13 protein-coding genes are annotated in these 12,236 nt (G+C 72.4%); 10 read left to right on the top strand and 3 right to left on the bottom strand.

Translation table 11 applies throughout. The annotated features are described in order from the left end of the window. Window positions 1–50: 50 nt before the first annotated feature. The 7 genes from ACIBKX_RS08020 (at window position 51) to ACIBKX_RS07990 (ending at window position 5,585) form a co-directional block, all read left to right on the top strand. The gene (locus ACIBKX_RS08020; protein ID WP_363271054.1) at window positions 51–290 is read left to right on the top strand and encodes a phosphopantetheine-binding protein; all 240 of its coding nucleotides are present in this window, start codon (window positions 51–53) and stop codon (window positions 288–290) included. Beyond that, window positions 287–778 (top strand): SRPBCC family protein, encoded by a 492-nt coding sequence (locus ACIBKX_RS08015; RefSeq protein WP_363271053.1) that lies wholly within the window; start codon window positions 287–289, stop codon window positions 776–778. Before ACIBKX_RS08020 ends, ACIBKX_RS08015 begins: the two co-directional genes overlap by 4 nt. Then, the gene (locus ACIBKX_RS08010) at window positions 775–1,116 is read left to right on the top strand and encodes a TcmI family type II polyketide cyclase (RefSeq protein ID WP_363271052.1); all 342 of its coding nucleotides are present in this window, start codon (window positions 775–777) and stop codon (window positions 1,114–1,116) included. The genes ACIBKX_RS08015 and ACIBKX_RS08010 overlap by 4 nt, the downstream gene beginning before the upstream one ends. 43 nt (window positions 1,117–1,159) lie before the next feature. Beyond that, window positions 1,160–2,437: an NAD(P)/FAD-dependent oxidoreductase gene (locus ACIBKX_RS08005; protein ID WP_363271051.1), complete on the top strand. Its 1,278-nt coding sequence runs from the start codon at window positions 1,160–1,162 to the stop codon at window positions 2,435–2,437. Next, entirely contained in the window at window positions 2,437–3,777 is a 1,341-nt protein-coding gene (locus ACIBKX_RS08000) for a cation:proton antiporter (RefSeq protein ID WP_363271050.1), read from the top strand. Before ACIBKX_RS08005 ends, ACIBKX_RS08000 begins: the two co-directional genes overlap by 1 nt. After that, window positions 3,689–4,459: an SDR family NAD(P)-dependent oxidoreductase gene (locus ACIBKX_RS07995; RefSeq protein WP_363271049.1), complete on the top strand. Its 771-nt coding sequence runs from the start codon at window positions 3,689–3,691 to the stop codon at window positions 4,457–4,459. The genes ACIBKX_RS08000 and ACIBKX_RS07995 overlap by 89 nt, the downstream gene beginning before the upstream one ends. An 85-nt stretch (window positions 4,460–4,544) precedes the next feature. Beyond that, the gene (locus tag ACIBKX_RS07990; RefSeq protein WP_363271048.1) at window positions 4,545–5,585 is read left to right on the top strand and encodes a methyltransferase; all 1,041 of its coding nucleotides are present in this window, start codon (window positions 4,545–4,547) and stop codon (window positions 5,583–5,585) included. Here ACIBKX_RS07990 and ACIBKX_RS07985 read toward each other — a convergent pair. Together ACIBKX_RS07985 and ACIBKX_RS07980 are read right to left on the bottom strand one after the other, a co-directional pair. Further along, window positions 5,569–6,300 carry a VOC family protein gene (locus ACIBKX_RS07985; protein ID WP_363271047.1) on the bottom strand — a complete coding sequence of 244 codons (732 nt, stop codon included), beginning with the start codon at window positions 6,298–6,300 and terminating at the stop codon, window positions 5,569–5,571. The two genes, ACIBKX_RS07990 and ACIBKX_RS07985, sit on opposite strands and share 17 nt — an antisense overlap. Window positions 6,301–6,370: 70 nt before the next feature. Beyond that, window positions 6,371–7,945: an MFS transporter gene (locus tag ACIBKX_RS07980; RefSeq protein WP_363271046.1), complete on the bottom strand. Its 1,575-nt coding sequence runs from the start codon at window positions 7,943–7,945 to the stop codon at window positions 6,371–6,373. Between the two features lie 79 nt (window positions 7,946–8,024). On the opposite strand from ACIBKX_RS07980, the gene ACIBKX_RS07975 reads away from it, so the two are divergent. From ACIBKX_RS07975 to ACIBKX_RS07965, 3 genes are all read left to right on the top strand, one after another. Next, window positions 8,025–8,597: a TetR/AcrR family transcriptional regulator gene (locus tag ACIBKX_RS07975; protein ID WP_363271045.1), complete on the top strand. Its 573-nt coding sequence runs from the start codon at window positions 8,025–8,027 to the stop codon at window positions 8,595–8,597. Window positions 8,598–8,835: 238 nt separating this feature from the next. After that, window positions 8,836–9,582, top strand: coding sequence for a class I SAM-dependent methyltransferase (locus ACIBKX_RS07970; RefSeq protein WP_363271044.1), 747 nt, complete (start codon window positions 8,836–8,838; stop codon window positions 9,580–9,582). Continuing rightward, a complete protein-coding gene (locus tag ACIBKX_RS07965; RefSeq protein ID WP_363271043.1) occupies window positions 9,582–11,198 on the top strand; it encodes an FAD-dependent monooxygenase in 1,617 nt (538 codons plus the stop codon). Before ACIBKX_RS07970 ends, ACIBKX_RS07965 begins: the two co-directional genes overlap by 1 nt. Before the next feature lie 52 nt (window positions 11,199–11,250). Here ACIBKX_RS07965 and ACIBKX_RS07960 read toward each other — a convergent pair whose 3' ends face one another. Further along, window positions 11,251–11,985 carry a class I SAM-dependent methyltransferase gene (locus ACIBKX_RS07960; protein ID WP_363271042.1) on the bottom strand — a complete coding sequence of 245 codons (735 nt, stop codon included), beginning with the start codon at window positions 11,983–11,985 and terminating at the stop codon, window positions 11,251–11,253. Between the last annotated feature and the right edge of the window lie 251 nt (window positions 11,986–12,236).

Here is a 12,236-nt window from a genome sequence, read left to right as displayed (position 1 = left end):
GGCGTCCGCGGCAGGACGTACCGGACAAGACCCTCAAGTGAGGAGAAGGAATGACGGAATTCACCATCGACATGCTGCGCGAGATCACCCGCGGCGGCGCCGACGAGGACGCCGACGCCGACTACGGCGCCCTCGACTACGACTCGCTCGCCATCCTCGAGATCCAGTCGCAGATCGAGAACTCCCTGGGCGTGACGCTGCCCGACGGAGCGATCGTCACCACGATGACGCCCCGCCAGACCGTCGCCCTCGTCAACGACCATCTGCGCAGGCGGGAAGTGAACTCATGAGCGCGCACACCGACAACCACATCGTGATCGACGCGCCGATCCAGCTGATCTGGGACGTCGTCAACGACGTCGAGGGCTGGCCCGGTCTGTTCAGCGAGTACGCGTCCGTCGAAGTCATCGAACGCCGGGGCGAGACCGTCCGGTTCCGGCTCACCATGCTGCCCGACGACGAGGGCAGGCAGTGGAGCTGGATCTCGGAACGCACCACGGACCCCGCGTCCCGCACGGTGCGCGCCCACCGGGTGGAGACCGGACCCTTCGAGTTCATGGACATCTTCTGGGAGTTCACCCCGGCCGACGGCGGGGTGCGGATGCGCTGGGTGCAGGACTTCCACATGAAGCCCGACGCGCCCGCCGACGACGCGGCGATGACCAAACACATCAACCACAACTCCGCGATCCAGATGGAACTGATCCGCGACCGGATCGAGGCCATCGCCCGGTCGCGCACCCCCTCCGACACCGGCACGAAGGACGAGACCCGATGAACACCACCCTGATCGTCGCCAAGATGAAGCCGGGCAGCGAGGCCGACATCAGCAGGCTCTTCGCCGCGTCGGACGCCACCGAACTGCCCGACCTCGTGGGGGTGCGCGAGCGCCGGCTGCTCACCTTCCACGACCTGTACTTCCACCTCGTACAGACCGAGGCGCCGCTCGCGTCGCGGCTGAACCCGCAGCACGACAACCCGCTGTTCACCTCGATCAGCGAGGCCCTGGACGAGTTCATCACGCCCTATCAGGGGGCCTGGGGGAGCGTCGAGAAAGCGTCCGCCCGGCAGTTCTACCACTGGCAGCGCGGCGTCGGGGTGGTCAGCCGGCCATAGCCGCAGCGGCTCCCGACGGGCCGCCACGACAAGGGAGATCAGCGTGACCAACACTCCGAGCACCTACGACGTCGTCGTCATCGGCGGCGGACCCGCCGGGTCCAGCACCGCGGGCCTCCTGGCCAGGGAGGGCCACCGGGTGCTGCTCCTGGAGAAGGAGAAGCACCCCCGCTACCACATCGGCGAGTCCCTCATCCCCGGCTGTCTGGGCGTGGTGGAGGAACTCGGCCTGTGGGACCGGCTCGAACAGCTCGGCTTCACCAAGAAGTACGGCGGCACCCTGCTCTGGGGCGCCACCGACGGCACCTGGGACTTCCGGTTCAGCGACGGGAGCGGCTACGACTACTCGTTCCAGGCCCGCCGCGCCGACTTCGACGCCCTCCTCCTGACGCGGGCCAGGGAACTGGGCGCCGACGTCGTCGAAGAGGCCACCGTCAAGGACATCGTCTTCGACGACGACCGCGCCACCGGCCTGCTCTACACGGTCAAGGGACGCGACGAGCCGGTACGGATAGCCTCCCGGTTCATCGTCGACGCCTCCGGCCAGGGCCGGGTCATCGGCCGCCGGCTCGACCTCGTCGACTGGCACGACGACCTGCGCAACGTCGCCGTGTGGAGCTACTTCCAGGGCTGCGGCCGGATCTCCGAGGAGAAGTCCGGCGACATCGTCGTCGAGAACATGTGGCAGGACGAGAACCCGCCCGGCTGGTTCTGGTTCATCCCGCTCAGCGACGGCACCGTGAGCATCGGCTACGTCACCCGCACCGCGCTGCTCAAGGAGTCCGGGCTCAGCACGGACCAGCTGTTCGAGAAGGAACTCGCGGCATCGGTCGAGATCAAGAAGCTCACCGCCGACGCGACCCGCGTCAGCGCCTACCGCACGCTGCGCGACTGGTCCTACGAGTGCAGGCGGTTCACCGGACCCGGCTGGGCGATGGTGGGCGACGCCGCGGCCTTCGTCGACCCGCTGTTCTCGACCGGCGTCACGCTCGCCATGCGCGGCGCGCTCTCGCTGTCGACCGCCGTCGACACCGCGCTGCGCGAACCCGGCCAGGAGGCCGCTCTCCTCAAGGGGTACGAGGACAACTACCGCACCTTCCTCGGCCACGTACTGGACTTCGTGCGCTTCTTCTACAACGTCAAGATGCGCAAGGAGCAGTACTGGGAGGGCGCCCAGGAGATCGTCGACCCCGAGCGGAAGATGCCCCCGAAGATCGACTTCGCGGCGCTGCTCTCCGGCATCACCGGCTCGGCACCGACCGAGGCGATGCTGCGCGAGGCGCGGATCAAGAGCGAGCAGATCCAGAGCACGCAGCCGTGATGAGTGCGATGCCCACGGAACGGCTGCTGCTGGCCGCCGCCGCGCTGCTGTTCGCCGTACGGGCCGTGCATGTGCTGGCCCGGCGCGCCGGACAGCCCGCCGTGGTGGCGGAACTCTCCGTGGGCATCCTGCTCGGCCTCGCGCTGACCGGAGGCATGGAGCGGGAACTGCTCACCGAACCGGTCCGCGAAGGGCTCGCCGCCCTGGGCGGGTTCGGGCTGCTCCTGTTCCTCTTCGAGACGGGCTGCGCCACGGGCCACGGCCCGGCACGCCGCGAGGGGAAGCAGATCCTGCTGCTCGGCGGCACGAGCTTCCTGGTGCCGTTCGCCGCGGGCGCCGCGCTCGCCGCCGCGCTGGTGGGCACGTACGGGCCCGGCTCGGGGCGGGAGGCCGCCTTCGTGCTGTTCCTCGCCACCGCCCTCGCGGTGACCGCGCTGCCCGTCCTCGCCCGGATCATGTCGGACCTGGGCCTCGCGGAGACCCGGCTCGGCGGGACGAGCATCGCCGGCGCCGCCGTGTGCGACGCGCTCGCCTGGACGGTGCTCGCCGTGGCGCTGGCCGTGGACGGCAGCGACCTGGGGGAGGGCCTCGCGGGGCTCGCCGGCTGCGCGCTCTACACCGCGCTGCTGCTGACCCTCGGCCGCCGCGCGCTGCTGCGGTTCACCGCGGGGCGCGGGCCGCTGGCGCCGCATCCGACGGCGGCCCTCCTGGGCGCCGCGATCCTGCTGTCCGCGTGGGTGACCGCACTGCTCGGGGTGCACGCCGTGTTCGGCGCCTTCCTGCTGGGATTCGCCGTACGTCCGTCGGGCGACGTCGATCCACTGGGACCGGCCCGTGCCGTGCTGCGCCCCGTGGCCATGCTCCTCGCACCGCTGTACTTCGTGGTCAGCGGCATGGCCGTGGACCTGGGCGCGGTCGCGTCCGAACTCTGGCTGCTCGCGGCGCTCGGCGGTCTCGCCCTCGCCGGGAAGCTCGTCGCGGCGCTCGGCGCCGGCGCGCTGTGCGGGATGAAACCGCGTGAATCACTGCTGCTCGGCGCGGTCCTGAACACACGGGGCGTCACCGAGCTGGTGATCCTGTCGATCGGCTTCTCCAACGGACTCCTCGGCGAGGAACTCTTCGGCGCGCTGACCGTGTACGCGCTGCTCGCCACGGCGCTCACCGGACCCGTGCTCTCCCGGTGGGGACCCGGCAGATCCCGTGGGACGGAACAACTCGCCCCGAACACAACCCCGTTGAGAGGAGACACCGATGGATCTCGGACTGCAGGGCCGGGTGGCGCTGATCACCGGCGGCTCGACGAACATCGGCGCGGCGACGGCCGTGGCATTCGGCCGTGAGGGCGCCAGAGTCGCCCTGACCTACCGGCACCGCGCCGATGCGGCCGAGAAGGTGGCGCGTGCCGTGCAGGAGGCGGGCGGACGGGCGGCGGTCCTGCCGTACGAACTCGCCGACGACGACTCCGCCCGGCGCACGGTCGAGGCCGTGCTCGACCGGTGGGGCACCCTCGACGTCCTGGTCAACAACGCCGCGTCCTGGGAGGGCCCGCCGCCCGGACCGCACTCGCCGCCCTTCGAGGACGGCGACGGCTGGGAGGCGGTGCTCGACGCCAACCTCACCGGCCATCTGCGGCTGCTGCACCACGCGCTGCCCCGGCTGCGGCGCAGCTCCGCGGGCCGCGTCGTCAACGTGTCCAGCGTGATCGCGGCGCGCGGGGCACACGGCACCACGGCGCTCGCCGCCGCCAAGGCGGGCCTGCACGGCGCGACCCGCTCCCTCGCCTGGGAGCTGGGCCCCGACAACATCCTGGTCAACGTCGTGATGCCCGGCCTCGTCCTGGACGGCAAGGACGACGCGGAACAGGCCGGTCTTCCGCCGCGGCTGCTCCAGCAGGTGCTGCGCGAACTGCCTACCGGCCGGCTGCCGCTGGCCCGGCACGTCGCGGACACCGTCGTGTTCCTCTGCTCCTGCGCGAACGGCGCCATCACCGGCGAGGTGGTGCGCGTGACGGGCGGCGCGTGAGACGTGCCCGGCCCGTCAACGACGTATCGACATCAACTGGCCGTCACTGAGCCCTACGTGGCCCTCTGAGAGAGGCAGAACAGTCATGTCCGCAAGTGAGTACGCTCCCGCGCTGGCGACCGCCGCGCGCGTGAAGGAACTGGCGATGGGGCTCTGGGTCTCCGCCATGATGATGACCGCCGTCCGGCTCCGCGCGGCGGACGAGATCGGTGACAAGCCGGTACCCGCCGAGGAGTTGGCGGCCCGCCTCGACGTCGACGCCGAGACCCTGGCCCGGCTGCTGCGCGCGCTCGGCACGCACGGGGTGTTCGAGGAGACCGAGGACGACGTCTTCGGCCACACCGACCTGTCGCGGGTGCTGCGCGAGGACGACGTCAACAGCGTCCGCTACCAGGTGCTCTGGACGGTCGCCCCGTGGACCTGGCAGACCTGGCCGCACCTGGAGACCGCCGTACGCACCGGCGAGCGGGTCTTCCCCGACCTGTACGGCAAGGAGTTCTTCCCCTATCTCGCCGAGGACGCCCCGGAGTCGGCGGAGATCTTCAACCGGGCCATGACGCAGTCCAGCGGCTTCACCTCCGCCATGGTCGCCGACGTCCTCGACCTGCGGGGCATCCGCGAGGTCGTCGACGTCGGCGGCGGCCGGGGACATCTGCTCCGTACGCTCCTGGAACGCAACGCATGGCTGGCCGGCGTGCTCTACGACCTGCCGGGCGTCGTCGCGACGGCGGACCCCGCGCTGCGCACCGGCGGTGAACTCGCCGACCGCGCACGGGTGGTGGGCGGCGACTGCGTCGAGCGGGTGCCGCCCGGCGACCTGCACATCCTGAAGAACCTCCTCGAATGGGACGACGAGCGCACGGTGGCCACCCTGCGCAACGTCGCCGACGTGGTGCACCCCGGCGGCCGGATCGTCCTCGTGCAGAATCTGGTCGACGACAGCCCCGAGCCCAAGGTGACCACGGGCATGGACCTGATGCTGCTGCTCAACGTCGGCGGCAAGAAGCACACCCGGCGCCATCTGACCGGGCTGCTGGCCCGGGCGGGCCTGGAGATCGTCGACGTCAGGCCCACCGCGAGCAGCCTCTTCATCATCGAGGTGGCACGGGTCAGCCGGACCCCGTGAGCAGCAGCGTGAAGGCCTCGCCGCCCGGTGCCCGCACCACGACCGCGCGCCCGTCGGGTACGTCGTAGCGCAGCAGCACCTGCGCGCCGAGCGCGGCGGCGGCCGGTATCGCCGACTCGTCCGCGCGGAAGCAGGGGTACCAGCCGGACGGTGACGCGGGGCCCACCTGCCGGACGGCGGCCGCACGGCCGCCGTCCGGTGCGGGCTGTCCGGCGAACCCGTCGCCGAACAGCCGCCGGTAGAAGGCGCCGTCGGCAAGGGAGGCGCCGGTGAGGAGTTCGCTGCGTGCGTAGGCGCCGAGGCCGTCGTCGGCGCCGCTGCCGGTGTGCTCCTTCGCCTGCCAGAGGCCGACCCGGTGTCCGGAGGGATCGCCCGCCAGGAGCATCCGGCCCTGGGCGAGGATGTCGATCGGGCCGAGCAGGACCGTGCCGCCGAGCTCCGGCACCGCGGCCGCCGCGGCGTCGGCGTCCTCGACGGTCAGATAGCTGGTCCAGCCGCCGAGCCGGGGGCCCTGACTCCCGTCGAGGTCCCCGATGCTGCACACCTCACGGCCGCGCAGCAGACACATCGTGTACGGGCTCGAACCATCGCTCGCGGCGTTGAACTCCCAGCCGAACAGGGTGGCGTAGAAGTGCAGCGCCGCCTCCCTGTCCGGGCTCAGGAGATCCACCCATGTGGGCTCACCGGTGGCGGGACGTGCGGCGTCGTGGCTCATCTGCGGCTCCCTGTCTGGTCGTTGCTGGTGATGATGGGCCACCGCGCTCAGGGCACGGCCCCGCGCCGGCTCAGGAGACCGGCGGTGCCTGCGTCGCCTCGGCGCGGCCTTCCGGCACGGCCTTCTCCTGCCGGGCCCGGCCGGGCGCGAGCAGCACGGCGAGGATCGCGCCCGCGCCGGCGAGCACGATCAGGGCGAGGGCCGCGGCGGCGAACCCGTCCGTGAACGCGTCACGGGCCGCCGCGATCAGCGGGCCCGCGGCGGCGTCCGGCATCTGCTGGGCGACACCGAGCGCCGCACCGAGCGAGTCCTGTGCCGCTTCCCGTGCCTCCGGCGGCAGTTGGGCGACCACGCGGTCGGGCAGCCGGTCGCTGTAGACGCTCGTCAGGACGCTGCCGAAGACGGCGATGCCGAGCGCCGCGCCGACCTCGATGGACGCGTCGAAGGTGGCACCGGCCACCGAACCCCGCTCGGTGGGGGCGTTGGCCATCACGGACTCCGTCATCGAGGGGATGGCGAGACCGCCGCCGAGACCGACGAGCACCCCGGCCAACATCACGACCGTGGCATCGCTGGACACGTCCACCGAGGCCAGCACGGCGGCGCCGGCGACGGCGAGCGAAAGCCCGGCGGCGATCGGCCACTTGGGGCCGAACCGGCGGTGCAGCCGCTCCCCGGCCGGCGCGCCCACGATGATCGCGAGCCCGGCGGGAAGCAGTCGCAGACCGGTGCCGAGCGCGTCCTCGCCGAGCAGTTGCTGGAGGAAGAGGGTGATCAGATAGATCACGCCCACCAGGACCGTGAACGTGACCAGCGAGAACCCGGCGCCCGCCGCGAAGTGCCGGTTCAGGAACCAGCGCAGGTCCAGCATCGGATCGGACACCCGCAGTTCCACGGCGATGAAGCACACCAGGGACACCAGCGCCACCGCCCACGCCCCGAGCACCTGGGCCGACGCCCACCCCTCGACGGGCCCCTCGATGACGCCGTACACCAGGCCCCCGAGGAGCAGACAGGACAGCAGGGCGCCCAGCGGGTCCAGCTTCCCCGCGTCGGGGTTGCGGGACGCGGGCAGCAGCGGCACGGCGGCGGCGAGCAGCACCACGACGAGCGGGATGTTGAGGTAGAACGCCGCCTCCCAGCCGTACGGTTCGACCAGCGAGCCGCTGAGCAGCGGTCCCGCCGCGAGGCCGAGCCCGGCGGACGCCGACCAGAGGGCGAGCGCGCGGGGGCGTTCCTCGTCGGAGAACGTCACCCGGATCAGGCCGAGCGTCGCGGGCATGATGAGCGCGGCCGCGACACCGAGGCCGGTGCGGGCGGCGATCAGCTGCTCCGGCGAGTCGCCGACCGCCCCGAGCACGCTGAACGCCCCGAATCCGACGAGGCCGAGCAGCAGCGCGCCGCGCCGGCCGTACTTCTCGCCGGCGGCGCCGAGGGCGAAGAGCAGCGCGGCCATGGTGAGCGGATAGGCGTCGAGGATCCACTGCAGTTCGGACGTGGTCGCACCCAACTCCGTTGCCAGGTCGCCGAGTGCCACGGTGAGCGTGATGTTGGCGGTGACGACCAGCAGCAGGCTGATCGAGAGGACCGCGAGTCCGGCCCAGCGGCGCGGATGGTTCGTGTGGAGGGCTGCGGGATCGGGCATGGGGCCTCACTCCTCGCTGAGTAGTACGGTACAGTACCGTACTGTAGGGCTTCGGGGGCGAGCCCGTAAGCTGACCGGCATGTCCGTCGCACCGCTCCGGGGAGGCCGTCCCCGCCAGGACCAACTGCTCGGCGCCACACTCGATGTGCTGCGCGAGAAGGGTTACGACCGCCTCACGGTCGATGCCGTCGTGGCCCGCGCCCGCGCCAGCAAGGCCACCGTGTACCGCCGGTGGCCCTCCAAGTCGGCCCTGGTGGTCGCCGCCTTCGCCAGCGCGGTGGAGGGCGTGGCCACCCAGCGGGACACCGGTTCCCTCCGCGGTGACCTCCTTGCCGCGCTCGACGGGCTGCTCGGCGAGATGGAGCGGCTCGGCGACGTGATCGCGGGCCTGGTGGGGGAGTTGCGCCGCAACACCGAACTGGCCGAGGCGATGCGCGCCGGGTACATCGACGCCCAGCGGCAGATGGTGGTCGACATCTTCGACCGGGCGAGGGCCCGCGGCGAGCTGGCGGCGGAGGCGGACGTCGAGATGCTGTGGCAGTTGGCGCCGTCGGTCATCTCCTTCAGGGTGCTGCTTGCGGGGGAGCCGGTGGATCGGGCGTACGTGACGCGTCTTGTGGACGAGGTGGTACTGCCGTTGGCGCGTCGCTAGGGGGGGCGACCGGCGACGACGTACCCGCAGGTGCTCGCGACGGCGGACATCCCCTGTCCGGCCCGCGCGAGCGGAGTGCACCCCGCGTATCCGCGTGGGAAGCGCCGGCGGCCCAGCGCCCGAGGTACCCGGCGGCGCGGCCCGGTGGCTAGCGTCCTCGGTGCCATGGCGCGACCCCCGTCGCCTCGTGGCCCCACCTGCCCGCGGACATCGCGACCCGAAGCGGAGCGAGAACGCCATGACAGCAGCTGCCACCTCGCGGGACGACGTGCCCGCCGGTCCTCCCTCGACGGAGATCCCGGTCCTCTTCGGTGATCTCGCCGCACTCTTCGAACAGTTCACCCTCAGCGTGGAGTCGGGCCAGAACCCCATCCACGACTGGCTCGACGCCCGGCTGCCCGGCGGCGGCCGACTCCTCGACGTCGGCTGCGGCGCCGGCCGGCACTGCCTGATGTTCTCCGGGCGCTACAAAGAGGTGCTCGGCATCGACCCCGCCGCACCCATGATCGAGATCGCCCGGAAGTCCCGGCCCGCCCCGAACATCCGGTACGAGGAGCGGGACGCGTACGACGTCACCGCCGCCAAGGACGGCCGGTTCGACGCGGTGTTCTCCTTCAGCGCCGTCTTCCACATGGGCCGCTACGAGACGATCCTGGCCCACCTGAGGTCCCTGGTCGCCCCCGGCGGCCGACTCGTCGTCTTCGACCCCGAGCGGACCCCCGTGTACGGGCAGCCGGACTGGCAGACCACGTACGCCTTCGAGATCGCACAGACCGCGTACAAGGTCACCGGACAGGCGGGCGCGGCGGCCGACGGACTGAGCCTCTTCCTGCACCCCAGCTGGCGCAAGCTCAGCGAGCTGAGCGTCCCGCCGAGCCGCGAGGAGTTCCACCGGGCCTACCAGGAGGCGCTGCCCGGAGTGGAGTTCGCCGACGACCTCTACCCCGGCTTCTACGCCGCCTGCTGGCAGGCGCCGGCCGGTTGATGGAGACCGACGTACTGATCGTCGGCGCCGGACCGGCGGGCCTCGCCCTGGCGAACGTCCTCGTGGAATGCGGGGTGCGCTGCCGGATCGTGGACGCGGGCAGCGGCCCGGTCAGGGAGTCCCGCGCGGGCCTGCTGCACACCAGAACCCTGGAGCTGCTCGACCGGATCGGAGTCGCCGCGCCCCTCGTCGAGGCCGGCCGGAAGATCACCCATGTGGAGATGTTCGAACGCGGCCGGCGTGCGGGAGGTTTCCCGCTCGCCGGCCGCGGCATCGAGGGGCGGACCCCGTTCCCGTACGCCCTCGCCCTCGAGCAGTTCCGCACCGAGCAGCTCCTCGTGGACGCGCTGGCGGAACGGGGACACGAGGTCGAGTGGGACACCGAGTTCGTCCGCTTCACGGACCCGCGCCGCCCGGTGACCGCGGTGCTCCGACGGTGCTCCGGCGCCGAGTTCGAGGTCTCCGCGCGCTGGACCGCGGCGGCCGACGGTGCGGGCAGCGCCGTACGCCGAGGACTCGGGCTCGGCTTCACCGGGCGGACCTTCGGGCAGACCGGACTGCTCGCCGACGTCGAGGCCGACTTCGCGGGCGCGGGCCGCCCCGCCGACGGCCGACTGCGGCTCAACCTCGCCAAGGGCGGCTTCGTCGGGATGCTCGGCATGAGCGGCGACCGGCACCGCTTCTTCGGGGCCGTGCCGCGCGGGTTCACCCCGGAACCGGCCGACGGGACCAGCCCGCACAGCGCCTACGCGGAGATCGGCGAGGAGACGCTCCAGCGGTGGTTCGCCGAGTACTTCTCCGTGGACGCCACCCTGCGGACGGTGGAGTGGACCGCGCTGTTCCGGCTGCACAGCAGGATCGCCGAACGGTTCGCGTCCGGCCCCGTCCATCTGGTGGGGGACGCCGCGCACATCCACAGCCCGGCCGGCGGCCAGGGCCTCAACCTCGCCATCGGGGACGCCTTCAACCTGGGCTGGAAGCTCGCCCAGGTCGCCGGCGGACACGCGGCGGAGCGGCTGCTCGACTCGTACGACGCCGAACGCAGGCCCGTGGCCCGACAGGTCCTTCGCGGCACCGACCGGGGCTTCGCCCTGGAGACGGTGGACCACCGGGCGGCCGTCTGGTTCCGCACCCATGTCGCCCCGCTGCTGCTCCGCCCGCTGAGCCGCCTCCGCCCCGTCCGGCAGGGGATCTTCCGCCTCTTCGCGCAGACCTGGATCGGCTACCGGCACAGCCCCGCGGTCGCCGCGGGACGTCGGGCGGGCGGGGGCCCGCGCCCCGGAGACCGCGTTCCGTACGGCGGCTTCGGCGCGCCCGGCGTCCGCTACAGCCTGCTGGTGTCCGAGGGGCGGCGCCCCGACCACGCGTTCGACGACCGGCTGCGTGCGCTCAGGGAGTTGCTCGGCCGCTATCCGGTGCCGGTCGCCGTGCGCGTGGTCAGGGCGGGGGAGCGGCCGCCGCCCGGCTGGGGAGCCGCCGGGCGACGGGCCGGTGTCCGGCTGGTGCGGCCGGACGGTCATCTCTGCTACTCGGGGCCGGCGGACGAACCGGCGGCGCTGCGGGCCTGCCTGGAGGGTCCTTGCGCGTGGCTCCCGAAGGGGCAGCAGTCGAGCTGACAGTGCTCCTGAGGGGCCATCAAGCTGCTGACGGTGTTCTCCTGAGGGGCCCTCAAGCCGACGGCGCGTCCCACACCGCCGCGCAGAGCGTCGGATTCACGTCGTCCCGGACCACCACTCCCGGCAGGGCGGCGGAGTACGCGCGGTGGAAGGCGCTGCGGGCCAGCGGCAGATTGCCCGCGCTCATCTCGAGCCAGCGCGGGTGCAGCATGAGCCGTATCGCGTCGGCGGCGGCGGCCGAGTCGCCCGACACCCGGTACACCATCCGGGCCGTCCCGAATGCGTACGGCAGCTGCCAGCCCGCCACCGACGTGTCCCAGTCCTCGTCCAGCACCACGTCCACGACGACCAGCCTGCCGCCCGGCGCGACCAGCGAACGCAGCCGGGCGAGCACCTCGTCGACCGGCCCCATGTGGAAGACGGAGTTGACGGACAGGACCATGTCGTACGTCCCGTCCCGCTCGGCCGAGAGCCCGAACACCCCGCGGTGCTCGTACCGGATGCCCGCCCGGGCGCGCTCGGCGCGCGCGATGTCGAGCATCTTCTCCGCGATGTCCACGCCGAGGACCTCTTTGTATCGCGACGACAGGAGAACGCAGTTGCGGCCACCGCCGCAGCCGACGTCCACGGCACGGCTGCCGTCGCGCAACTGCTCCTCCAGCCAGCGCCGCACCGGGCTCTCGTCGCCGTCGATGACCTGGATGAACCGCTCGTACAACTCGGCGAGATCGTCGAAGTACGGCTCCTCGGCGGGTGGTTGGGAAGGGGCATCGGTCTGCTGGGCCATGGAATTCCCCGATCTGACGGCTCGGTCTGTGGCCCGGCGGCGGGCGCCGGTGGCCCCGAGGGTAGGGACGCGGCCGGCCGCCGAAAGCCGCCCGGGACGCGGGGACCGCCGAACCCGTGTATCCCCGTGGGGTGGCCCGGCCGCAAGGCCCCGGCGGGCGCGCTCAGGGCCGCGCGGAGCCATGCGCTCCGGGCACGGACGGGGGATGTGGCGGCGCGCGGCGCGGCAACAGACTGGGCCGGGGCGGCAGC

Origin of the sequence: Streptomyces sp. NPDC050658 (assembly GCF_044457025.1) — a bacterium.
Classification (GTDB): domain Bacteria; phylum Actinomycetota; class Actinomycetes; order Streptomycetales; family Streptomycetaceae; genus Streptomyces.
This window is presented reverse-complemented; position numbering and strand designations above follow the sequence as displayed.

Coding starts and splice junctions, on each gene's coding strand:
- ACIBKX_RS07985 (WP_363271047.1), bottom strand. CDS start 6,300: ATGAGCCACGACGCCGCACGTCCCGCCACCGGTGAGCCCACATGGGTG.
- ACIBKX_RS07960 (WP_363271042.1), bottom strand. CDS start 11,985: ATGGCCCAGCAGACCGATGCCCCTTCCCAACCACCCGCCGAGGAGCCG.
- ACIBKX_RS07980 (WP_363271046.1), bottom strand. CDS start 7,945: ATGCCCGATCCCGCAGCCCTCCACACGAACCATCCGCGCCGCTGGGCC.
- ACIBKX_RS08010 (WP_363271052.1), top strand. CDS start 775: ATGAACACCACCCTGATCGTCGCCAAGATGAAGCCGGGCAGCGAGGCC.
- ACIBKX_RS07965 (WP_363271043.1), top strand. CDS start 9,582: ATGGAGACCGACGTACTGATCGTCGGCGCCGGACCGGCGGGCCTCGCC.
- ACIBKX_RS07995 (WP_363271049.1), top strand. CDS start 3,689: ATGGATCTCGGACTGCAGGGCCGGGTGGCGCTGATCACCGGCGGCTCG.
- ACIBKX_RS07990 (WP_363271048.1), top strand. CDS start 4,545: ATGTCCGCAAGTGAGTACGCTCCCGCGCTGGCGACCGCCGCGCGCGTG.
- ACIBKX_RS08020 (WP_363271054.1), top strand. CDS start 51: ATGACGGAATTCACCATCGACATGCTGCGCGAGATCACCCGCGGCGGC.
- ACIBKX_RS08000 (WP_363271050.1), top strand. CDS start 2,437: ATGAGTGCGATGCCCACGGAACGGCTGCTGCTGGCCGCCGCCGCGCTG.
- ACIBKX_RS07975 (WP_363271045.1), top strand. CDS start 8,025: ATGTCCGTCGCACCGCTCCGGGGAGGCCGTCCCCGCCAGGACCAACTG.
- ACIBKX_RS08015 (WP_363271053.1), top strand. CDS start 287: ATGAGCGCGCACACCGACAACCACATCGTGATCGACGCGCCGATCCAG.
- ACIBKX_RS07970 (WP_363271044.1), top strand. CDS start 8,836: ATGACAGCAGCTGCCACCTCGCGGGACGACGTGCCCGCCGGTCCTCCC.